Origin of the sequence: Bacteroides sp. AR20 (assembly GCF_964250605.1) — a bacterium.
In the GTDB taxonomy this organism is placed as follows: domain Bacteria; phylum Bacteroidota; class Bacteroidia; order Bacteroidales; family Bacteroidaceae; genus Bacteroides; species Bacteroides uniformis.
The window spans coordinates 96,595-118,155 of sequence record NZ_CAXUGK010000007.1 but is presented as its reverse complement, the minus strand read 5'-3'; the positions used below and the strand labels follow the sequence as shown (position 1 = coordinate 118,155).

Below are 21,561 nucleotides of genomic sequence, written 5' to 3'. Positions count from 1 at the left end.
GTAAAAAGGAGAAAGAAACTATGCCTTTATTTTATTATGCAAGACAGTCGTCTCTGGCGACAAAAGAAGGTGCCAAACTTTGGCATCTGAGTTTGAAGAAAGTGGGAAGGGCCGTGGATGCGCAACAGCTGGCTGAGGTGATTGCCGAGAAGTCTTCATTGACTCCGGGTGACGTACATAATGTAATCCGTAACCTGATGACGGTAATGAGGAGCCAGTTGCTGAACAGCCGTACGGTGCGTCTGGATGGCTTAGGCACATTCACCATGAAGGCCCGTACGCGAGGTAAAGGAGTGGTCAAATTTGAAGACGTGAATCCCAATCAGGTGACTGCTCTACGCTGCCAGTTTACTCCGGAATATACGCGCCCGGCTGCCATCGGCACTACGCGTGCCCTGCTCCAAGGGGTGGAGTTTGAGAAATGGACGGGAGTGGTTACGGACGGTAAGGATGATGCCGGTGATGGTGGTAATTCCGGTGGCGGTTCCGACGGTGACCAGGGAGAGAACCCGTTAGGATAAGATGTATTTACTAATTTTGAAAGATTAAAACTATGAAAAAGAACGTTTGGGACAAAATTTTGAAGGTAGTGATAGCTGTTGCTTCCGCCATATTGGGAGCTTTAGGCGCCAATGCAATGAATGTATAAATTGTAGATTTATATAGAATATTAGGAGAAAGGCGGTGAAGGGAAAGCACTTCATCGCCTTTTTGTTATTTTCTTCATTTATAATTCCCTGCCAACCAAAAAATCTTATTACCTTTGCAGGTCACTTTTGGAAACAATAAAAATATAATGATATGAATATCTCTTATAATTGGTTGAAAGAGTATGTCGATTTCGATTTGACACCGGATGAAGTTGCTGCGGCACTGACCTCCATCGGACTGGAAACGGGAAGTGTGGAAGAGGTGCAAACTATTAAAGGCGGACTGGAAGGACTGGTCATCGGCGAAGTGCTGACATGCGAAGCTCATCCTAACTCAGACCATATGCACGTCACTACGGTGAACCTGGGACAAGGTGAACCCGTGCAGATTGTATGCGGCGCTCCGAATGTAGCTGCCGGACAGAAAGTGGTAGTAGCCACGTTGGGTACAAAACTGTATGACGGTGACGAATGCTTTACCATCAAGAAATCAAAACTTCGTGGCGTGGAATCTGTCGGCATGATTTGTGCTGAAGATGAAATCGGTATCGGTACGGACCACGCAGGCATCATCGTACTGCCGGAAACAGCTGTTCCGGGTACGCTTGCCAAGGACTACTATAACATCAAGAGCGATTACGTGCTGGAAGTGGACATCACTCCCAACCGTGCCGATGCTTGCTCACATTATGGGGTGGCACGCGACTTGTATGCCTACTTGATACAGAACGGTAAGCAGGCTGCCTTGAAGAAACCTTCGGTAGACGCTTTTGCGGTAGAAAATCACGATTTGGATATTAAAGTAACTGTAGAGAACAGCGAGGCATGTCCCCGGTATGCCGGCGTTACGGTGAAAGGGGTTACAGTGAAAGAAAGCCCCGAATGGTTGCAGAACAAGTTGCGTATTATCGGCCTGCGTCCTATCAATAATGTGGTGGATATTACCAACTATATCGTCCATGCTTTCGGCCAGCCGCTGCACTGCTTCGATGCAGATAAGATTAAAGGCGGTGAGGTGATTGTAAAGACCATGCCGGAAGGTACTCCGTTTGTAACTCTTGATGGCGTGGAGCGTAAATTGAACGAACGCGACCTGATGATTTGCAACAAGGAAGAGGCGATGTGTATTGCCGGTGTGTTCGGCGGTCTGGATTCCGGTTCTACGGAAACCACCAAAGATGTATTCCTTGAAAGTGCTTACTTCCATCCCACATGGGTGCGCAAGACAGCCCGTCGCCATGCGTTGAACACAGACGCTTCTTTCCGTTTTGAAAGAGGTATTGACCCGAATGCCACTATTTACTGCCTGAAGCTGGCAGCTTTGATGGTAAAGGAACTTGCCGGAGGTACCATTTCTTCTGAAATAAAAGATGTGTGCGCCGCTCCTGCCAAGGATTTCCGTGTGGAACTTGCCTATGAGAAAGTGAACTCACTGATTGGTAAAGTTATTCCGGTGGATACCATCAAGAGCATCGTGACAAGTCTGGAAATGAAGATTGTAGACGAGACAGCCGAAGGGCTTACACTGGATGTTCCTCCTTACCGTGTGGACGTGCAGCGCGATTGCGATGTAATAGAGGATATTCTGCGCATCTACGGATATAATAATGTGGAGATTCCGACTACCTTGAAGTCTTGCCTGACTACCAAGGGTGAATATGATAAATCCAACAAACTGCAGAACCTGGTTGCCGAGCAGCTGGTGGGCTGTGGTTTCAATGAGATTCTGAACAACTCGTTGACGCGTGCCGCTTACTATGACAACTTGGAGTCTTATCCGTCAAAGAATCTGGTAATGTTGCTGAATCCGTTGAGTGCAGACTTGAATGCCATGCGTCAGACACTGCTTTTCGGTGGATTGGAAAGCATCTCGCACAACGCCAACCGTAAGAATGCAGACCTGAAATTCTTTGAATTCGGTAATTGTTATCACTTCAACGAGGAGAAGAAGAATCCGGAAAAGGTGCTTGCCGCTTATTCCGAAGACTATCATCTTGGTTTGTGGGTGACTGGCAAGAGGGTGACCAACTCATGGGCTCATCCGGATGAGAACAGCTCGGTATATGAGCTGAAGGCATACGTTGAGAATGTCTTTGCCAGATTGGGGCTGCACATGCATGATTTGGTTGTCGGCAATCTGACTGATGACATCTATGCTGCCGGTTTATCCGTACAGACAAGGGGTGGAAAGCGGTTGGCTACTTTCGGTATTGTAACAAAGAAGCTGCTGAAGGCATTCGATATTGACAACGAGGTTTACTATGCCGATTTCAACTGGAAAGAATTGCTGAAGGCTATCCGCAATGTGAAGGTGAGCTATACGGAAATCTCCAAGTTCCCTGCCGTGAAACGCGACTTGGCGTTACTGCTCGACAAGAAAGTGCAGTTTGCGGAAATCGAGAAGATTGCCTACGAGACGGAGAAAAAGCTGCTGAAGGAGGTTTCTCTCTTCGACGTTTACGAGGGTAAGAATCTGGAAGTCGGTAAGAAGAGTTACGCGGTGAGCTTCCTGCTGCAGGATGAGAATGCCACGTTGAACGATAAGCAGATTGACAAGATTATGTCCAAACTAGTGAAGAACCTGGAGGACAAGTTGAATGCCAAACTGCGTTGATTCATTATTCAGAATTTATAATTCATAATTTAAAATACAGTTCCAATGGGAAGAGCGTTTGAATATAGAAAAGCTGCCAAATTGAAAAGATGGGGTCACATGGCAAAGACCTTTACAAGACTGGGTAAACAAATTGCTATTGCGGTGAAGGCCGGTGGTCCGGAGCCGGAAAACAACCCGACACTGCGTTCGGTTATCGCTACTTGTAAGCGTGAAAACATGCCGAAGGATAATATTGAACGTGCTATCAAAAATGCGATGGGTAAGGACCAGAGCGACTATAAGGGTATGACTTATGAAGGATACGGTCCTCACGGTGTAGCTGTTTTTGTGGATACACTGACCGATAACACTACCCGTACAGTAGCCGATGTGCGTTCCGTATTCAATAAGTTCGGCGGTAACTTGGGAACAATGGGTTCACTGGCTTTCTTGTTTGACCACAAGTGTGTGTTCACTTTCAAGAAGAAAGACGGTATCGATATGGAGGAACTCATTCTTGACTTGATAGACTATGACGTAGAGGAAGACTACGAAGAGGATGAAGAAGAAGGTACTATCACTATTTATGGTGATCCGAAAAGCTATGCAGCTATCCAGAAACATTTGGAAGAGTGCGGTTTTGAAGATGTCGGCGGTGAGTTTACCTATATCCCGAACGATATGAAGGATGTGACTCCCGAGCAACGCGAAACCATCGACAAGATGATAGAGCGTCTCGAAGAGTTTGATGATGTACAGACGGTTTATACTAACATGAAACCGGAAGAAGGCGGAGAATAATGACATATACATACAAGACGCAAGGTACGTGTAGCAGTAACATCGAACTGGATGTGGAAGATGGTATTGTGAAAGAAGTGGCATTTTGGGGTGGATGTAATGGAAACCTGCAAGGACTTTCACGTTTGGTGAAAGGCATGCCGGTAGATGCGGTGATTGCTCGTTTGGAAGGAATTCGCTGCGGAAGACGTTCCACTTCCTGCCCCGACCAATTGTGCAAGGCATTGCACGAGATGGGGTATTGAGCCTCCTGCCTGAAAGAATGGATGAGAGCCCCTGACATTGAAAGATGCCAGGGGCTTTTTTTGAACCTAACATGGAGGTATTTGTTATTATTTGAGTATTTTTACGCTCTTAATTGAACAGACACAATGAAGAATATTTTTAAAGACTTGAAACGGAGAGACCACAAACGCTATCTGGGCGGTCTGGACGTTTTTAAATATATAGGTCCCGGACTGCTGGTGACTGTGGGCTTTATTGACCCGGGGAACTGGGCATCTAATTTTGCGGCAGGGTCTGAATTTGGCTATTCATTGCTGTGGGTCGTGACTTTATCCACTATCATGCTGATTGTATTGCAGCATAATGTGGCGCATCTTGGCATTGTAACCGGCTTGTGCTTGTCCGAAGCCGCTACCAAATATACTCCTTCCTGGGTGTCGCGTCCCATATTGGGTACAGCAGTGCTGGCTTCCATCTCGACTTCGCTGGCAGAGATATTGGGAGGTGCCATCGCTTTGCAGATGCTGTTTGACATTCCCATCATATGGGGCTCTATCTTGACTACCGTATTTGTAGTCGTCATGCTTTTCACTAATTCCTACAAGAAGATAGAACGTTCCATCATTGCTTTTGTTTCGGTCATCGGGCTCTCCTTTATCTATGAGCTGTTTCTGGTGAAGATAGATTGGCCGCTGGCCGCACAAGGGTGGGTGACACCTTCGTTCCCGCATGGGAGCATGCTGATTATCATGAGTGTACTCGGTGCGGTGGTGATGCCGCATAATCTGTTTCTGCACTCGGAAGTGATACAGAGCCATGAATATAATAAGAAAGATGATGCATCCATCCGTAAGGTGTTGAAATATGAATTGTTCGACACGCTGTTCTCTATGATTGTGGGATGGGCCATCAACAGTGCCATGATACTGCTGGCTGCGGCAACTTTCTTTAAAAGCGGTATTCAGGTGGAAGAGTTGCAGCAGGCCAAATCCTTGCTGGAGCCGTTGCTGGGGAACAGTGCTGCCGTGGTTTTTGCATTGGCATTACTGATGGCGGGTATATCTTCCACGATAACCAGTGGTATGGCGGCAGGTTCTATCTTTGCCGGTATTTTCGGAGAATCCTATCATATCAAAGACAGTCACTCGCAGGTGGGTGTGATTCTGTCATTGGGTATTGCACTGCTGCTGATTTTCTTTATCGGAGACCCGTTCAAAGGACTGCTGATTTCACAGATGATACTGAGCATCCAGCTGCCGTTTACGGTTTTCCTGCAAGTGGGACTGACTTCTTCACGCAAAGTGATGGGGCAGTATGTAAACAGTAAATGGAGTACATTTGTACTTTACGCCATTGCTGCGGTGGTCACTGTGCTGAATATCATGCTGCTGGTATCCGAGTTGACATCTTGAATAATTCATTTCTAAGAAATCAAATAAGTATGAAGATTATTACATATAACGTAAATGGGCTGAGGGCTGCCGTGACAAAAGGTTTTCCCGAGTGGCTGGCACAAGAGCAGCCGGATGTGCTTTGTTTGCAGGAAACAAAGCTGCAACCGGAACAGTATCCGGCGGAGGCGCTGGATGCTTTGGGGTATAAGCATTACCTATATTCTGCACAGAAGAAGGGGTATAGTGGAGTCGCTATTCTGAGCAAGCAAGAACCGGACCATGTGGAGTACGGCATGGGCATTGAAGAATATGATAACGAAGGGCGCTTTATCCGTGCCGACTTCGGTGATGTGTCCGTTGTGAGTGTTTATCATCCTTCCGGTACCAGCGGCGACGAACGCCAGGCCTTCAAGATGGTCTGGTTGGAGAAATTCCAAGAGTATGTATTGGAGTTGGAACGTACGCGTCCTAACCTTATTCTTTGCGGTGATTATAATATCTGCCATGAGGCAATAGATATTCATGACCCTGTCAGGAATGCCACCAACAGCGGCTTTTTGCCAGAAGAGCGGGAGTGGATGACGCGCTTTCTCAATGCGGGATTCATAGATTCCTTCCGTTGGCTTCATCCCGACAAGCAGGAATACACGTGGTGGAGCTATCGCTTTAACTCACGTGCCAAGAACAAAGGGTGGCGTATTGATTATTGCATGGTGAGTGAGCCGGTGCGTCCGATGTTGAAGGAGGCGAGAATATTGGGTGACGTTGTCCACTCGGACCATTGCCCGATGTTGTTGGAAATTACAGAATGATTATGGAAACAAAAGGCAGAATCGAAAAAGCTGTGGAGCTTTTCAAGAGTGGCTATAACTGCTCGCAGTCGGTGGTGGGAGCTTTTGCAGATATGTATGGCTTTACAGAAGAGCAGGCTTTCCGGATGTCCGCCTCTTTTGGTGGTGGCATAGGTCGTATGAGGCAGACATGCGGTGCTGCATGCGGCATGTTCCTATTGGCCGGATTGGAAAAAGGAGCTGTGGAAGGCAAGGACCGTGAAGGTAAGGCGGCAAACTATGCGTTGGTGCAGGAGCTGGCTGCTGAGTTCAAGAAACGAAACGGCTCTTTGATATGTGCTGAATTGTTGGGGTTGAGAAAACCGGAAGGTTCGTCCGTTCCGGAAGCCCGTACCGAGCAGTATTATGCTAAACGCCCGTGTGCCAGGATGGTAGAGGTAGCTGCCCAAATTTGGACCGAATACCTGGAAAAAATGTCCTCAAAGTAAGAAAAAAGAACTTTTTTACCCCTTAGTAAGAAAAAAAGTGCCTAATAACGTGTTGTATAACATAAATATACCTATCTTTGCAGCGATATAAAAACACCGACATCTCTATCTTTGGAGATGAGGATAACGTTTAACTAAAAGCAAATAGAAATGTTAAAAGAAAAAGCTGGTAATGTTGCAGGACAGATTTGGACTGCACTGAATGGCACAGATGGCTTGACTCACAAGCAAATCAAGAAAGCAACTAAACTGATTGACAAGGACTTCTTCCTGGGATTGGGCTGGTTGTTAAGAGAAGACAAGGTTTCTACTTCTGAAGTGGAAGGCGAATTGTTTGTAAAGCTGAACTAAGCGAGGAATTGATTGGAATGTTATAAAAAGATGCGTTGGTACATGAATATGTTATCAACGCATTTTTTTTATTTGCTCTGTTTTCATTATCTTTGCGCACCCAATTAATAGATAGTTATTGACAATGAAGAATATACGAAATTTTTGCATTATTGCCCATATCGACCACGGTAAATCAACCTTGGCAGACCGTCTGCTGGAATTTACCAATACTATACAAGTAACTAACGGACAGATGCTGGATGACATGGACCTTGAGAAGGAAAGAGGTATCACCATCAAGAGCCATGCCATACAAATGGAGTATACCTATAAAGGTGAAAAGTATATTCTGAACTTGATAGACACTCCGGGACACGTGGACTTCTCGTACGAGGTGTCACGTTCCATCGCCGCTTGTGAAGGAGCCTTGCTTATTGTAGATGCTTCGCAAGGAGTGCAGGCGCAGACCATTTCAAACCTCTATATGGCGATTGAGCATGATTTGGAGATTATCCCCGTCATCAACAAATGTGACATGGCAAGCGCCATGCCCGAGGAAGTGGAGGACGAAATCGTTGAACTGTTGGGTTGCAAGCGTGATGAAATTATCCGTGCTTCCGGCAAAACAGGCATGGGAGTGGAAGAGATTCTGGCTGCGGTCATTGAGCGTATCCCTCATCCGGAGGGTGACGAGGAAGCTCCGTTGCAGGCGTTGATTTTCGATTCTGTCTTCAATTCTTTTCGTGGTATCATTGCATATTTCAAGATAGTGAACGGTGTGATTCGTAAAGGGGATAAAGTGAAATTCTTCAATACAGGCAAGGAATATGATGCGGATGAAATCGGAGTGCTCAAAATGGAAATGATGCCACGTCCGGAGTTGCGTACGGGGGATGTGGGCTATATCATCTCGGGTATCAAAACCTCGAAGGAAGTGAAAGTGGGTGATACGATTACGCATATTGCCCGTCCTTGCGAAGAGGCTATCGCCGGTTTTGAGGAGGTAAAGCCGATGGTTTTTGCCGGTGTGTACCCCATCGAGGCAGAAGATTTCGAGGACTTGCGTTCTTCTTTGGAGAAGCTGCAGTTGAATGATGCTTCGCTGACTTTCCAGCCTGAGTCTTCATTGGCTTTGGGCTTTGGTTTCCGTTGCGGTTTCCTTGGGCTGCTCCATATGGAGATTGTGCAGGAACGCCTTGACCGCGAATTTGACATGAACGTTATCACCACCGTGCCCAACGTTTCCTACAATATCTATGACAAGCAGGGAAATATGACCGAAGTGCATAACCCCGGCAGCATGCCCGACCCTACCATGATAGACCGTATTGAGGAGCCCTATATCCGTGCTTCGGTGATTACCACCACTGATTACATCGGTCCTATCATGACTCTTTGCCTGGGCAAGCGTGGCGAGCTGGTGAAGCAGGAATATATTTCAGGTAACCGCGTAGAAATATACTATGACATGCCTCTTGGCGAAATAGTCATCGATTTTTATGATAAATTGAAGAGTATCTCCAAGGGATATGCCTCTTTTGACTATCATCCCCACGGTTTCCGCCCTTCCAAACTGGTGAAGCTGGATATTTTGCTGAACGGTGAGCCGGTGGATGCTCTTTCTACCTTGACACACTTTGACAATGCCTACGAATTGGGACGCCGGATGTGCGAGAAGTTGAAAGACCTGATTCCGAGACAGCAGTTCGATATCGCCATTCAGGCTGCTATCGGTGCCAAGATTATTTCCCGGGAAACGATTAAGGCTGTGCGTAAGGACGTAACGGCCAAATGTTATGGAGGTGACGTGAGCCGTAAACGAAAATTGCTTGAGAAACAGAAGAGAGGTAAGAAGCGTATGAAACAGATTGGTAATGTGGAGGTACCTCAGAAAGCGTTCCTGGCAGTCTTGAAGCTGGATTGATGTCGAAAGGATGAAATCTTAAATCAAATATACTTCTTTATGATTATTTTACGTACTGTGAAAAACTTCTCGTCGCTGAATATAGCGGCGAGCATCTTGCTGTTTTTGATGGCTATTTTGGCGGCCGTTATTGCTAATTCACCAATGGCTCCGTTGTATCAGGGCTTTCTTTTGCAGGAACTGCATCTGCGCATCGGAGACTTCAACTTGTTCTCCCATGGCGGTCATCCATTGAAAATGATTGAGTTTATAAACGACTGCCTGATGACTGTTTTCTTTCTGGCCGTGGGGTTGGAGATAAAGCGGGAACTGCTGGTGGGTGAACTTTCTTCCTTTCGTAAGGCCTCTTTACCCTTTGTAGCGGCATGTGGCGGTATGCTGGTGCCGGTCATTGTCTATTCACTTTTGGTCGTTCAGGGTACTCCGGAAACGCGCGGTATGGCTATACCGATGGCTACGGATATTGCTTTTTCATTGGGTGTACTCAGTCTGCTGGGTAAACGGGTGCCTTTGAGCCTGAAAATTTTCCTGACGGCATTTGCAGTGGTCGATGATATTGGCGGCATTCTGGTTATTGCCATTTTCTATAGTTCCGAAGTGGCATACGGATATCTTATTGTAGCTGCTGTCCTTTATTTCTTCCTTTACTATATGGGGAAATTCGGTATGACACAGAAGATATTCTTCCTGCTTATCGGGGTAATTATTTGGTATTTGTTCCTTCAGTCGGGCATTCACAGCACTATTTCCGGAGTGATACTGGCCTTTGTAATACCGGCCCGTCCCCGTTTGGATGCCGGGAAATACATTAAACGCATCCGCGACATTATCGGTGATTTTCCGGTTACCAAATCAGATAATATTATATTGACCAATGAGCAGATTGCCACTCTAAAACAAGTGGAGCGCGCTTCTGATCATGTAATTAGTCCTTTGCAATCCCTGGAAGACAATTTGCATGGTGCGGTAAACTTTGTGATACTGCCGCTCTTTGCCTTTGCCAATGCCGGTGTGGTGTTCAGTGGAGGCGGTGGCGTTGTTGGAGCTGTTAGTATAGCGGTGGCTGCAGGATTGCTTCTTGGCAAGTTTATCGGTATTTTTCTGTTTACCTGGCTGGCGGTCAAGAGTGGTTTGTCCTCAATGCCTCCGGGAATGAATTGGAGAAGTGTTGCCGGAGTATCCTTGTTGGGGGGTATTGGCTTTACGGTATCTTTATTTATTGCCAACCTTTCTTTTGCAGGAGAATATCCGGATCTGCTGAACCAGGCGAAGTTTGGTGTATTGCTGGGAACGATTGTTGCCGGTATGTTGGGATATATGGTACTGAATGCGGTGTTGCCGAAGGTTAAGAACAAATAGATCTCCACTTTGGAATACTGGACGAAGAATCGGTTCTTTAGGGATATTCGGTAAATCCTCTGAAAGATAAGTTGGGATGTGTCAATGATTTAAGAAAACGTATTCTTTGTTACAGAAACAGAAGAAATAGTCCATTATTCTTAAAAAACATTCGTATCTTTGCTGATACAAGTCGAAAAGGACCTTCCGGATATGAAGCAAACAACGGTAGTTGCCGTATATATATTGACGCTTTCCCTTTGCCTCGTGTGGTGTGCCTGCCCCGCCCATGCGGAGACGCGTCGCGTCGCGCTGATACATTCCTTCGAGCCGGGCTATCCTCCCGCCCACAAAGCTTTGGAACTGTTACAGAAAGAGTTCCGCCGTCTCGGTATGAAGTGTGACATCCGTGAGTATTATCTGGATTGCGACCGCTACATGGAGCAGTCGGAGAATCGCCGGATGTCTGCTTTCCTTGATGACCTCTCTGTCTGGGGCGCCGAACTGGTGGCGGTGCTTGACGACCAGGCAACCTATGCACTGATGGCCTGCGGGCATCCCGTGGCACATAAGATACCCGTAGTGTTCAGCGGCGTGAACTATCCCAACTTCCCCTTGCTGCGGCAATACCCCAACGTCACGGGCTATGCCGACATGCCCGACTATCTACGTACCATCCGCATGGTAGAGAGCATCATGGGTAAGTCGCGCATCTGCCTGATGAACGGTCTGACCTTTTTGGACCGCAAGATATGGCAGGCACTGAAGGAACAGTGCGAGGGGCAGGGTTTCAACATCGTGACCTCCAACGAAGGCGCCCACTTTGCCGGTTTTTCTTATCACCGCGTGCGTGAAGGGGAAACTGTCAGTCCCATCCTGAAGCGGCAGAACATAAACGTATTGCTGGATTCCACGATGATTGTGCGCATGGTGAGCGACTCTGTGGATATGCGCCGCCTGATGTGGTTGGGACGCGGCGAAAACACGATGTTGCTTTATACCAAACGCGACTATACCACCAAGCGGGTTGCCACGCTCTTCGAGGGGCCCACCTTTCAGACCGTCAATGAGGGCTTTGGCTTTGTGGACTACATGATAGGCGGATATTTCACTCCGCTGGAAAGCCAGATAAGGTATATGGCAGACGGCATCAAGGAACGCCTTGAAGGGAAGACGCCCCAGAGACCGGTGACGGAGTGTGCCAAGCAGTATGTGCTGAACTGGCATGCGTTGCAGAAGTACGGGATTCCGCTTGAGAACATCCCGGCAGCATACACAGTGATGTATATCCCCTTTTCGGAACGATATCACTATCCTATCATTTTCAGTTCTTTTCTGGGCGCTATCCTCATCCTGATGGTAATAGCCCTGCTGGCTTTCAGCTTGTTGCGCGAACGCAGGCACAAGCGTGAGGCACTGCAAACCCTGCTCTACGAACACGAAACCCTTTGCCTTGCCATCGAAGGGAGTTCGGCATATGCCTGGCGGCTGGAAGGCGATTCCGTTTCCTGCGACTTGCAGTTCTGCGAACTTATCCACCGCCCCCACGGACACTTCCGCTTGGATGAAATCATTCCCTATATCCATCCCGACGATTTGCCCGCTTTCCATAAGAACGTAGGGGCAAGGCACGTGCAGAGCCGTCATAAGGGGCAATACCGTTGCAGTTTTAGCGGCGAGTTCCAGTGGTGGGAGTTCAGCTACAATACCATTCACGCTCCCGGACACGGGACTGTCATAACCGGACTGCTACGGAATATCCAGGAGGTGAAGGACCACGAACAAGAGCTTATCCAAGCTCGCGAGCTGGCAGAGCAGGCCGAGCTGAAACAGTCGTTCCTCAACAACATGAGCCACGAGATCCGCACTCCGCTCAATGCCATTGTCGGCTTCTCGGACATGCTGGCCAATGAGCCGGAGTTTTCAAACGAAGAGCGGCAGGAGTTTGTGGACATTATCAACACCAATACCAAACTGCTGCTGAAGCTGGTGGGCGATGTGCTGGAACTGTCGCGCATCGAGTCGGGTAACCTCTCGTTCACCTTTCAGCGGGAGAGCGTGTGCCGGTTGCTCGATGACGTCTATCAGACGCATAGCCTGCTTATCCGGCCGCCGTTGCAGTTCCTCAAGGATTTCCCTCCCGAAGATGTGCAGGTGAATGTAGACCCCATGCGACTGACACAGGTACTCACCAACTTCCTGAACAATGCCAACAAGTTTACGAAAGGAGGCAGCATCCGGCTGGGGTATTGCTGTCCGTCCGGCATGAGCGAGGTACATCTTTATGTGGAAGACACCGGCATAGGCATTCCGCACAGCGAGCAGAAGATGATTTTCGAGCGTTTCTACAAGCGCAGCGAGTTTTCCCAAGGCGTCGGGCTGGGCTTGTCCATCTGTGTGCTCATTGTCGAAAAGATGGGAGGACGCATCGAACTCCAGTCCGAGGAAGGCCGTGGAAGCCGTTTCACAGTGGTACTGCCTTGTATTGAATAAATCCTGATAACTCCCTCTGCCTCCCTTCATCTTCCTTCTCCCTCCTTTCAATGAAAAAGACCATGCAAGTTCTTAAAATTTGTAATCGTAATGTAATGGCTTTATATATAATTTTGCGTACTATTGCCTTTATTTTGAGACATATAACGTTTTAAGGAGCTAATTTAAAAGAGATTATGTTAAAGAAAGTGGGGGCATACTGACGATGCTGCTGGTACGGGATTTCCGGGACAGCCCTTATTATTTTTGGCTTTCTTTACTTTATTGTATTTCAACCTCCATAATCACTGGATTGTGGTCGCTGCACAAATCCAGGTCCGGAGAGTAGTATTCGATACCCTTCAGGCTAGGGGAGTGGAAGATGTAATCAATACGCAACATGCGTTTGGCATAGCGGTAGGTGTACATGTATCCGTTTCCGGCAGTGCGGAATCCGTCTTTGAGGGTTTTCCTCAAATGATGGTAGGTGTAGGAGGAAGGTATTGAGTTGAAGTCGCCGCATAGCAGCACGGGATAGGGGCTGGTCTTAGCGTAGTGACTGATGACGTAAGTCTGCGTGGCCCGCTTCATGAAGTTTTCGTGCAGGGTGCCTGCGGCATCTTTGGCTGCCTGGACTTCGCGGCGGGTGTCGTCGGTGGCCAGCTCGCGTTCCCACTTCCTGCGCTTCTGGCTGACGCTGGTGGTCTGCAGGTGGTTGTTTATCAGACGTATGGTATCCGTACCCATCGCTACATCGCACATCATGCTACAGTTGGAGCTTTGCTGGTAAGTGATGAAACGGTAGTTCGCCAATGGATAGCGGCTGAATACGGCGATAGGCAGTACGCCCTTGGAGTCTTCGGAAGGGATGAGCGCGTGTGACCAATGCGAGAGTATGCGCCGTATGCTGTCCGTGGGGAAGTCGCTGTTGTCTCCGAACTCCTGGAAGCACAGCACATCCACGCCCTCCTGCTGCATGTACCGGGCTATCTCCTTGCAGGAATAACCGGTAATCTCACCTCCAAAGTTGTGTATGTTGTAGGTGGCTATCTTCAGATACTTGCCTGCCGGGGTCTTGTCTTTCGGCAGGTGGAGCTGGAAGACAGACGTCAGATATCCCCAGTTGCAGAAGAATGCCACCAGCGGAACCAGTGCCCAGCGCTTACGGGCCAATGCCCAGCAGAGTGCCGTTATCAGATTGACAATCAGGAGTACGGGCACTGCCAGCCCCAGTAATGGCATGATGACGGAATCGACCGGAGCTACATTTCCTGAGAAGGCTGCCACTATGGTGATGGTGGCCAAGACGAATGTCGCTGCTATCAGACAGATGTAGAACAGACCTTTTACGGCGGACTTTCCCATGTTGTTTGCTTATTTATTCACTACGTTCACCGGCTTGCCGTCTTGGTAGGCCTTGATGTTCTCGAGCATAATCTGCATGAGGCGTTCGCGCGCGGCGGTGCTTGCCCAGGCAATGTGCGGAGTGATGTAGCAGTTGCGGGCGGAGAGCAACGGATTGTCGGCACGGGGAGGTTCTTGCGAGAGTACGTCTACGCCGGCGGCATAGATGGTACCGTTGTTAAGTGCGTCGGCAAGGTCTTGTTCGTTGATGAGCGGGCCGCGTCCGGTATTGATGAGGATGGCGGTGGGCTTCATCAGTCGGAGCCGTTCTGCATTTACCATCTCGCGGGTGGAGTCGGTGAGGGGACAGTGCAGGCTGATGATGTCACATTCGCGGAACAGCTCGTCCAGCTCCATCTTGCGGATTTCGGGAGGAAGCTGGAAGTTGGTCTTGGAGGTGTAGGCACATACCTTCATACCGAAGCCGATGGCGATGCGGGCGGTGGTGAAACCGGTGTGGCCCAGGCCTACGATTCCGAGCTTCTTTTCGCGCAGTTCGATGAGCGGCGTGTCCCAGAAACAGAAGTCCTTGCTTGCTGTCCAGCGGCCCCGGTGCACCTCTTCGGAGTGGTGTTGCACTTGCTGGGTGATGTTTAGGATGTGGGCAAAGACCATTTGGGCTACGGAGTCGGTGCTGTAGGCGGGAATATTGGTGACGATGATTCCGCGTTCTTTGGCGGCAGTGGTGTCTACGATGTTATATCCGGTGGCCAGCACACCGATATACTTCAGTTCGGGCAGTGCCGCCATGTGTTCAGCGGTGAGTACAGTTTTGTTGGTCAGCAGGATTTCTGCACCAGCAGCGCGTTCCAATACTTCCGCAGGGGCGGTGCGGTCGTAGATGGTGCACTCGCCCAAGGCTTGCAATTCGTCCCAGCAGAGGTCGCCGGGGTTGGCGGCATAGCCGTCTAATACTACTATATTCATGGAGTTATGAGTTATAAGTTATTTGTTGTGGGGATTTTCTGTATCCGACTTTTAATCTCTAACTTTTAATTTTTAATTTTAATTGATAGTTTACCATTTCTTTTCCTCTCCCCAGAGTTGCTGCATCCGTTCCTTGTGCTTCTGCTCGGCAGGGTTGAGTTGTGGTTCCCAGATGCGGCGGTCTTTCAGTTCGTCGGGCAGGAATTGCTGCTTGACGAAGTTGCCGGGGTAGTCGTGAGCGTACTTGTACTTCTCGCCGTAGCCCAACTGCTTCATCAGCTTGGTAGGGGCGTTGCGCAGGTGCAGGGGGACGGGGAGGTTGCCCGTTTCGCGTACCAGTTCCAGGGCATTGTTGATGGCCATGTAGGCTGAATTGCTCTTGGGGCTTGTGGCAAGGTATATGGTGGCTTCTGCCAGGGGGATGCGTCCTTCGGGCCATCCCACTTTCATCAGCGTGTCGAAGCAGGCGTTGGCAAGCAGCAGTGCGTTGGGGTTGGCCAGTCCGATGTCTTCGGAGGCGGAGATGACGAGGCGGCGGGCTATGAAGGCAGGGTCTTCACCTCCTTCGACCATGCGCGCCAGCCAGTAGATGGCACCGTCCGGGTCGCTGCCGCGAATGGATTTGATGAAGGCGGAGATGATGTCGTAGTGCATCTCGCCGTCCTTATCGTAGGCAAGAGGGTTCTGTTGCAGGCGTTCGGTCACCATGTCGTCGGTGATGAGGACAGGGTCGGTGGCTTCGGAATCTATCACCAGTTCGAGGATGTTGAGCAGCTTGCGGGCGTCTCCTCCGCTGAAGCGGAGCATGGCAGTGGTTTCTTTCAGTTCTATTTTCCGTTCCTTCAGCACGGTGTCCGTGGTGATGGCGCGTTGCAGCAGTTCCAGCAGGTCGTCCTTCTCCAGTGACTTCAGGGTATAGAGCTGGCAGCGGGACAGCAGCGGGCGGATGACCTCGAACGAAGGGTTCTCCGTGGTGGCACCTATCAGCGTCACGGTGCCTTGCTCCACGGCTCCCAACAGCGAGTCTTGCTGCGACTTGCTGAAACGGTGTATCTCGTCGATGAAGAGGATGGGACTGGCTTGCGAGAAGAAGCGGTTGCTCTTGGCACGCTCTATCACGTCGCGTACATCCTTCACACCGCTGGTCACGGCACTAAGTGTATAGAAAGGGGTTTCCAGCTTGTTGGCGATAATCTGTGCCAGGGTTGTCTTTCCCACTCCCGGAGGGCCCCATAAGATAAACGAAGAGATACGTCCTGCATCAATCATCTTACGCAGCACTGCACCCGGTCCCACTAAATGTTTCTGACCGATATATTCATCTAATGTTCTTGGTCTAAGCCGTTCTGCTAATGGTTGCATAGTATGTAACTCTTAAAAAATCATTAATATCATGAAGCGTATACCGCCCTTCTTCACTCCCGGTATATCCGTATAGGTCAGTCGGCGTACATATTCTATGTGGAGCAGCTTGAAGATATTGTAGATACCTACACTGGCTTCCACATAGGGAGTCTTGCCCATGACGTGGCTGGTGGGTACACCGTCGCGCATGGGGAAGAGGAACAAGTCGGGATTGTTGCTCTTGTATGGGTTGTTCTTGTCCGTCAGCGTGCCCCACAGACCACGGATGCGGAACATCTCACGCCACTTCAGCTTCTTGATGAGCGGGATGCGGTTGAAGAGTTTTCCGTTCATGTCGTAGCTTAGGTTGAGGGAGGCGTAACGGTCGTTCAGGAACTCCATGTTGTTGATGAGGTTGAAGGACTCGTTGTTCTGCGTGATGTACGAGAGGTTTGCCATCGGTAGGTTCAGCAGGGGGAAGGGAACGGTGTTCCATTGCGCATCGGCACGTGCCGTTACGTCCAGCTTGCCCCACGAGCCGAGCCAGAAGCGCTTCCGGATGCTGGCTTCCGTCAGGTTGAAGTTGTACTCTCCACCCAGCACGCCCTTGAATCCGGCGGTGTGGGAGAGGGTGAAGGTGGGCGCATCCAACGATACGGGCACGCGGCGCTGTTTGGTGTTGACGAAGGTTTCGCCGGGAGCGTAACGCAGGGTCACACCCAGCTCGGTAGTGGTGATGTCGTGCACCAGCGTATTCTTTTCATCCCACTGTCCGGGTGTTTCTCCGTTGTTCTTCCAGTATTGCAGTTGCCCCGCAGGCTGGTCGTTGCGGTGGCGTGCCATGGCCTGTACGGAGAAGCCGGTATTGGTTTCCAGCTCGTAGGTCAGCGTGGCATCGCGCATGTAGGACATCTGGTCTACCGTGGTCCATTTCCAGCCGACAAATAAGTTGTCCTTGTCCGTGGCGAGGTACTTGTCCATGGGAGACATCACGTCGTAGGTGTACTTGAAGGCGATGTAGTGCTTCGGGAACTCCCACAATACGTATTCGCGTTTGTTGAAGGAGTAGGCCACCTGCCCGGAGTAGAACCATTTCTTGTCCTTGGTTCCGTAGGCGCCGTAACCGCTCAGGCTCCAATGCGGGTCGAGGTTACCGGTTGTCATACCGCTCAGACGGAAACGGGTGCCGTTGACGTAGTTGCTGGTTATCATTGTATTGATAGGACCGAAGTCGAACTTACTGGGATGTTTCTTGCTGCCCGTTTCCACGAAGTTCTCAATCAAGGCTTTCGCTCCGAAGATGACGTACTTGAAGCCGGGAATCTGTTCGATACGGTTCATGAATACGTCCATCGTGCTCTCCTTCTTGGTGAGAGGCACTTGGCGCACTTTCGCCCAATACTCGTCGCTCTTGGCAAGCATGTTCGCCTCCTTGATGACATTTCCTTTCAGGCGGAAGAGGCGGGGTTCTATCTCTGTGAACTGATAGTCGCTGTACTTGGTGGTCCGCTGTACTTCCAGGCCTTGGATGCCTTTCACAAAGTGCAGTTCCACGGTCATGTCGTCATCGGTCAGCACCCAGTTTCCGTCGGGCAGTTGTTCGAACTGCTGCACGATGTCGAGGTTTTCCACGAAGTTGACACCCGTCTTCTTGGGCAGGTTCATGGTACATTTCTTCACGGCATAGGTGGAGTCCTTCACCACGTAGAGGTGCCCCGTGAAACCGAAGTCCTGCGGGTTCTGGGGAACGAAGGTGAGGTGCACGCACTCCTGCCTATCCACCATGAGCGTGTCCATCAAGTAGTATTTGTAGAAGCTGATGGCTCCGCGGCCGATGGGGCTGACGAAGCGGCGTTGCAGCAGGCGGATGTCGTCGTCGTAGATGTTGATGTCGGAGAATACGTCCGTAAGGATGGTCCCCAGCATGTCTCCGGTGTTGAAGAACTCTTCGATACCAGTGGAGTTCATGCCTTCGATGATGGTCTTTTCGCTCTTGGGGCTTTTACGGAAAATGGTCTTGCTCGCCGTCTCCTTGATGGAGATGGGTAGAATCATCTTGTTGGTCTTGGGCGATACCTCCACCTGGTCTTTGAAGAAGGAGAATTTCTTGTAAATACCTTTCTCCATTTTGTCGGGGGTGACATCGTTGAGCGACATCTTCATCTTTTCATATTTCTGATACTGATAGTAGTCGTTCTCTTCCAGTTTCAGGGCCTTCTTGTTCTCGATGACCTTCTTCATAAACTCCACGGCGGGGTTGTTCTTGCGGGAATATTTCTCCTTCTTGGGCTTCACGACGACCTCGGAGAGCATGATGTCATCCGATTGCAGTTTGACGTTCAGCACCCGGGTGCCGGGTTTCAGTTTTACTTTCTTGGTGATATAGCCTACGGCGGAGAACGTCAGCTCATCCCAGCCTTTGCGGGTTTCCACCTGGTATTCACCGTTTGCGTTGGAGATGCCGCCTACACCTTTCCCTTCATACTGTACGGTGATATACATCAGCGGTTCGTTCGTGAGGGAGTCTGTGATGACACCCTTTATCTGGGCGGATGCGCTGATGGAGACGAACAGTGACAGCAGGAAAAGGGCGTAAATTGTATATCTTTGCTTCATAAGTTACAGATAATTCGGGCGCAAAGTTAACAAATTAAGGTTAATCAAGAAGCAAATATAGACTAAAGAAACGGGAGATATGGTTAAATGAACGTGAAAGTCGTATGTCTTGTTTGCCGGATACAGATAAAAAACGTACAGAATCCTTATAGAAAAGTTGCCGGATATAAAGGATAAAGTTGCACGACGTATGGAGAAAGTTCTATCCCAAGCCTTGGGATAGAAAGACCCAAGCTTGGGATAAGCGTCCGTAGGTTTGGGATAGACGTTTGCAAGCTTGGGATAGAGTTTATGGAGGATTATGAATTGTTGCCGTTCAGTAGTGTTTGTACGATGCGTTCCGCCGTTCGTCCGTCCCAGCGGTCGGGCAGGGTGGTGTGCTTCCATTCTCCGTGCAGCAGCTTGTCGAGCGAGGCGGAGAGGGCGAAGGAATTTTCGCCTACCAGCTCGTTGGTACCGATGCGCCAGGTTTCGGGATGCTCGGCATAGGTATTGAGGGTGATGCAGGGGACGTCGAGGAAGGTAGCTTCTTCGGCGATGTTTCCCGAGTCGGTGACGATGCCCCGTGCCTGGTTGATGAGGAATCCGAAGTGCAGGTAACTCTGCGGAGGCAGGATGTGCAGGTTGGGAGCATTCACTTCCAGCGACTTCACCGCCTTTTGCACGTAGGGGTGTAGCGGGGCGACGATAGGCATGCCGCCGGCCTTCTCGATGACGGTCTGGAGCAGGGAGTGCAGTACGGCTTTCTTCTCCAGCAGGTCGCGGCGGTTGAGGGTGAGCAGCAGGTAGTTCCCTTTCCGCAGGCCGAGGCTGGAGAACCACATGGGCTGCACCAGGCGGTGGCGGTTGAAACGGATGGTGTCAATTAGTATGTTGCCCACGTAGTGGATATATTCGGGTATCATGCCCTCCTGATTGAGGTTGCGGTTGGCCACCATGCCGGCGGTGAAGAGATAGTCGGAAATGGCGTCCACGATGGTGCGGTTCACCTCGCGGGGCATGTTCATGTCGAAAGAGCGTGTGCCGGCTATGACGTGCGCCACCTTCAGTCCGCGCTTCTTGGCGACGATGGAGCAGCTCATAGTGGCGGTCATGTCATCTACCACCAGTACGACTTGTGCCGGATGCCCGTCCAACTCCCGCTCGAAGGCGAGCATGATGGAGGCTGCCACCTGCGAGTGGTTGTGTCCGGTGACACCGAGGTAGGCATCCGGTTTCCTCATGGAAAGGTCGGAGAAGAGCGAGGCATCCAGGCTGGTGTCATCCTGCGGACCGGTGTAGACGATGCGGTAGGAGATGTTCTTTCCTGCCTCTCTGGCGGCGTCGATGGCGCGGCAGATGGGGGCTATTTTCATGAAGTTGGGGCGTGCGCCCGATACGATTGTTATTCTCATTGTCGTAGTTGGTGAAAAATGATACGACAAAAATACGTTTTCTTAGGGAAATTATTTGTTACTTTGCCTATTATTTTCAGAGTGTCTGTTGAAAATACACACTTATTCAATGTTTAATTTATAATTTTTAATTCTCAAAGTGATAATGCCAACATTTGTTCAGATACTCGATTTCATTGGCACATTTGCCTTTGCCATCAGTGGCATACGCCTGGCCTCGGCCAAGCGGTTCGACTGGTTTGGAGCGTATGTGGTGGGTTTTGTGACGGCCATTGGCGGCGGTACGATACGCGACCTGTTGCTGGACGTCACCCCGGGCTGGATGACGGATCCCATTTACTTGATTTGTACCGGACTGGCCTTGTTGTGGGTCATCCTCTTCGGTAAACATCTCATCCATCTGCACAATACGTTCTTCATATTCGACAGTATTGGCCTGGCACTGTTCACGGTGGTCGGCGTGGGCAAGAGCATCGCGCTGGGCTATCCCTTTTGGGTGGCCATCATTATGGGCAGCATCACCGGGGCTGCGGGAGGTGTGATACGTGACGTATTCATCAACGAAATTCCGCTGATATTCCGGAAGGAGATTTATGCGATGGCTTGTGTGGTAGGAGGGACCTTCTACTGGATGTGCCATCTTCTGGGGATGGAGTCTTTCGTGTGTCAGATTGTGGGCGGTGTGACGGTGTTCGTTACTCGCATACTGGCGGTGAAGTATAGGATTTGCCTGCCTATCCTTTCGGGCAATGAGGAGGAGCGGGAAATGTAGTCCATTGTCTGCTGTCTGAGAATCTCAGGGATTTTCCGGTGAAATTCCGGGCAATGTGCAAAAGAACTCCAGGTGTTAAAAATAAGATTCCC

The 21,561-nt window shown here is 49.8% G+C and carries 18 protein-coding genes; 13 read left to right on the top strand and 5 right to left on the bottom strand.

Features of this window, described 5'->3' with window-relative positions; translation table 11 throughout:
• The first annotated feature begins 20 nt into the window (after nucleotides 1-20).
• The 12 genes from ACESTD_RS06000 to ACESTD_RS05945 all read left to right on the top strand — a co-directional run bounded on the left by ACESTD_RS06000 (nucleotide 21) and on the right by ACESTD_RS05945 (nucleotide 13,033).
• On the top strand, nucleotides 21-521 hold the full coding sequence (locus tag ACESTD_RS06000; RefSeq protein ID WP_098032043.1) for an HU family DNA-binding protein: 501 nt from the start codon (nucleotides 21-23) through the stop codon (nucleotides 519-521).
• 32 nt (nucleotides 522-553) lie between these two features.
• Nucleotides 554-649: a smalltalk protein gene (locus tag ACESTD_RS05995; protein ID WP_005828262.1), complete on the top strand. Its 96-nt coding sequence runs from the start codon at nucleotides 554-556 to the stop codon at nucleotides 647-649.
• 152 nt (nucleotides 650-801) lie between these two features.
• Nucleotides 802-3,264, top strand: coding sequence for a phenylalanine--tRNA ligase subunit beta (pheT, locus tag ACESTD_RS05990; RefSeq protein WP_373158719.1), 2,463 nt, complete (start codon nucleotides 802-804; stop codon nucleotides 3,262-3,264).
• A 45-nt stretch (nucleotides 3,265-3,309) separates the two neighbouring features.
• Nucleotides 3,310-4,047: a YebC/PmpR family DNA-binding transcriptional regulator gene (locus tag ACESTD_RS05985; RefSeq protein ID WP_005828265.1), complete on the top strand. Its 738-nt coding sequence runs from the start codon at nucleotides 3,310-3,312 to the stop codon at nucleotides 4,045-4,047.
• The gene (locus tag ACESTD_RS05980; RefSeq protein WP_005828266.1) at nucleotides 4,047-4,292 is read left to right on the top strand and encodes a TIGR03905 family TSCPD domain-containing protein; all 246 of its coding nucleotides are present in this window, start codon (nucleotides 4,047-4,049) and stop codon (nucleotides 4,290-4,292) included. The genes ACESTD_RS05985 and ACESTD_RS05980 overlap by 1 nt, the downstream gene beginning before the upstream one ends.
• A gap of 126 nt (nucleotides 4,293-4,418) precedes the next feature.
• Nucleotides 4,419-5,684 carry an Nramp family divalent metal transporter gene (locus ACESTD_RS05975; RefSeq protein WP_005836422.1) on the top strand — a complete coding sequence of 422 codons (1,266 nt, stop codon included), beginning with the start codon at nucleotides 4,419-4,421 and terminating at the stop codon, nucleotides 5,682-5,684.
• A 29-nt stretch (nucleotides 5,685-5,713) separates the two neighbouring features.
• Nucleotides 5,714-6,478: an exodeoxyribonuclease III gene (locus ACESTD_RS05970; protein ID WP_035448280.1), complete on the top strand. Its 765-nt coding sequence runs from the start codon at nucleotides 5,714-5,716 to the stop codon at nucleotides 6,476-6,478.
• Nucleotides 6,475-6,945, top strand: coding sequence for a C-GCAxxG-C-C family protein (locus ACESTD_RS05965; protein ID WP_035448282.1), 471 nt, complete (start codon nucleotides 6,475-6,477; stop codon nucleotides 6,943-6,945). The genes ACESTD_RS05970 and ACESTD_RS05965 overlap by 4 nt, the downstream gene beginning before the upstream one ends.
• Before the next feature lie 150 nt (nucleotides 6,946-7,095).
• The gene (locus tag ACESTD_RS05960; protein WP_005828272.1) at nucleotides 7,096-7,296 is read left to right on the top strand and encodes a winged helix-turn-helix domain-containing protein; all 201 of its coding nucleotides are present in this window, start codon (nucleotides 7,096-7,098) and stop codon (nucleotides 7,294-7,296) included.
• A gap of 124 nt (nucleotides 7,297-7,420) precedes the next feature.
• A complete protein-coding gene (gene lepA, locus ACESTD_RS05955) occupies nucleotides 7,421-9,202 on the top strand; it encodes a translation elongation factor 4 (RefSeq protein ID WP_138298241.1) in 1,782 nt (593 codons plus the stop codon).
• A 39-nt stretch (nucleotides 9,203-9,241) separates the two neighbouring features.
• The gene (gene nhaA / locus ACESTD_RS05950; protein WP_005828276.1) at nucleotides 9,242-10,561 is read left to right on the top strand and encodes a Na+/H+ antiporter NhaA; all 1,320 of its coding nucleotides are present in this window, start codon (nucleotides 9,242-9,244) and stop codon (nucleotides 10,559-10,561) included.
• Nucleotides 10,562-10,753: 192 nt separating this feature from the next.
• Entirely contained in the window at nucleotides 10,754-13,033 is a 2,280-nt protein-coding gene (locus ACESTD_RS05945) for an ATP-binding protein (protein ID WP_117713516.1), read from the top strand.
• A 261-nt stretch (nucleotides 13,034-13,294) separates the two neighbouring features.
• Here the strand turns inward: ACESTD_RS05945 and ACESTD_RS05940 are convergent, their stop codons facing one another.
• The 5 genes from ACESTD_RS05940 to ACESTD_RS05920 form a co-directional block, all read right to left on the bottom strand.
• A complete protein-coding gene (locus tag ACESTD_RS05940; RefSeq protein ID WP_195288725.1) occupies nucleotides 13,295-14,377 on the bottom strand; it encodes an endonuclease/exonuclease/phosphatase family protein in 1,083 nt (360 codons plus the stop codon).
• Between the two features lie 9 nt (nucleotides 14,378-14,386).
• Nucleotides 14,387-15,343: a D-2-hydroxyacid dehydrogenase gene (locus ACESTD_RS05935; protein ID WP_005836435.1), complete on the bottom strand. Its 957-nt coding sequence runs from the start codon at nucleotides 15,341-15,343 to the stop codon at nucleotides 14,387-14,389.
• A gap of 90 nt (nucleotides 15,344-15,433) precedes the next feature.
• Nucleotides 15,434-16,705: a replication-associated recombination protein A gene (locus tag ACESTD_RS05930; protein ID WP_005828284.1), complete on the bottom strand. Its 1,272-nt coding sequence runs from the start codon at nucleotides 16,703-16,705 to the stop codon at nucleotides 15,434-15,436.
• A 12-nt stretch (nucleotides 16,706-16,717) separates the two neighbouring features.
• Nucleotides 16,718-19,303 carry a DUF5686 family protein gene (locus ACESTD_RS05925; RefSeq protein ID WP_373158720.1) on the bottom strand — a complete coding sequence of 862 codons (2,586 nt, stop codon included), beginning with the start codon at nucleotides 19,301-19,303 and terminating at the stop codon, nucleotides 16,718-16,720.
• Nucleotides 19,304-19,602: 299 nt separating this feature from the next.
• On the bottom strand, nucleotides 19,603-20,697 hold the full coding sequence (locus ACESTD_RS05920; RefSeq protein WP_022401058.1) for a UDP-N-acetyl glucosamine 2-epimerase: 1,095 nt from the start codon (nucleotides 20,695-20,697) through the stop codon (nucleotides 19,603-19,605).
• Nucleotides 20,698-20,842: 145 nt separating this feature from the next.
• Between ACESTD_RS05920 and ACESTD_RS05915 the strand changes: the two genes are divergently transcribed.
• Nucleotides 20,843-21,469: a trimeric intracellular cation channel family protein gene (locus ACESTD_RS05915; protein ID WP_098032039.1), complete on the top strand. Its 627-nt coding sequence runs from the start codon at nucleotides 20,843-20,845 to the stop codon at nucleotides 21,467-21,469.
• The last annotated feature ends 92 nt before the right edge of the window (nucleotides 21,470-21,561 follow it).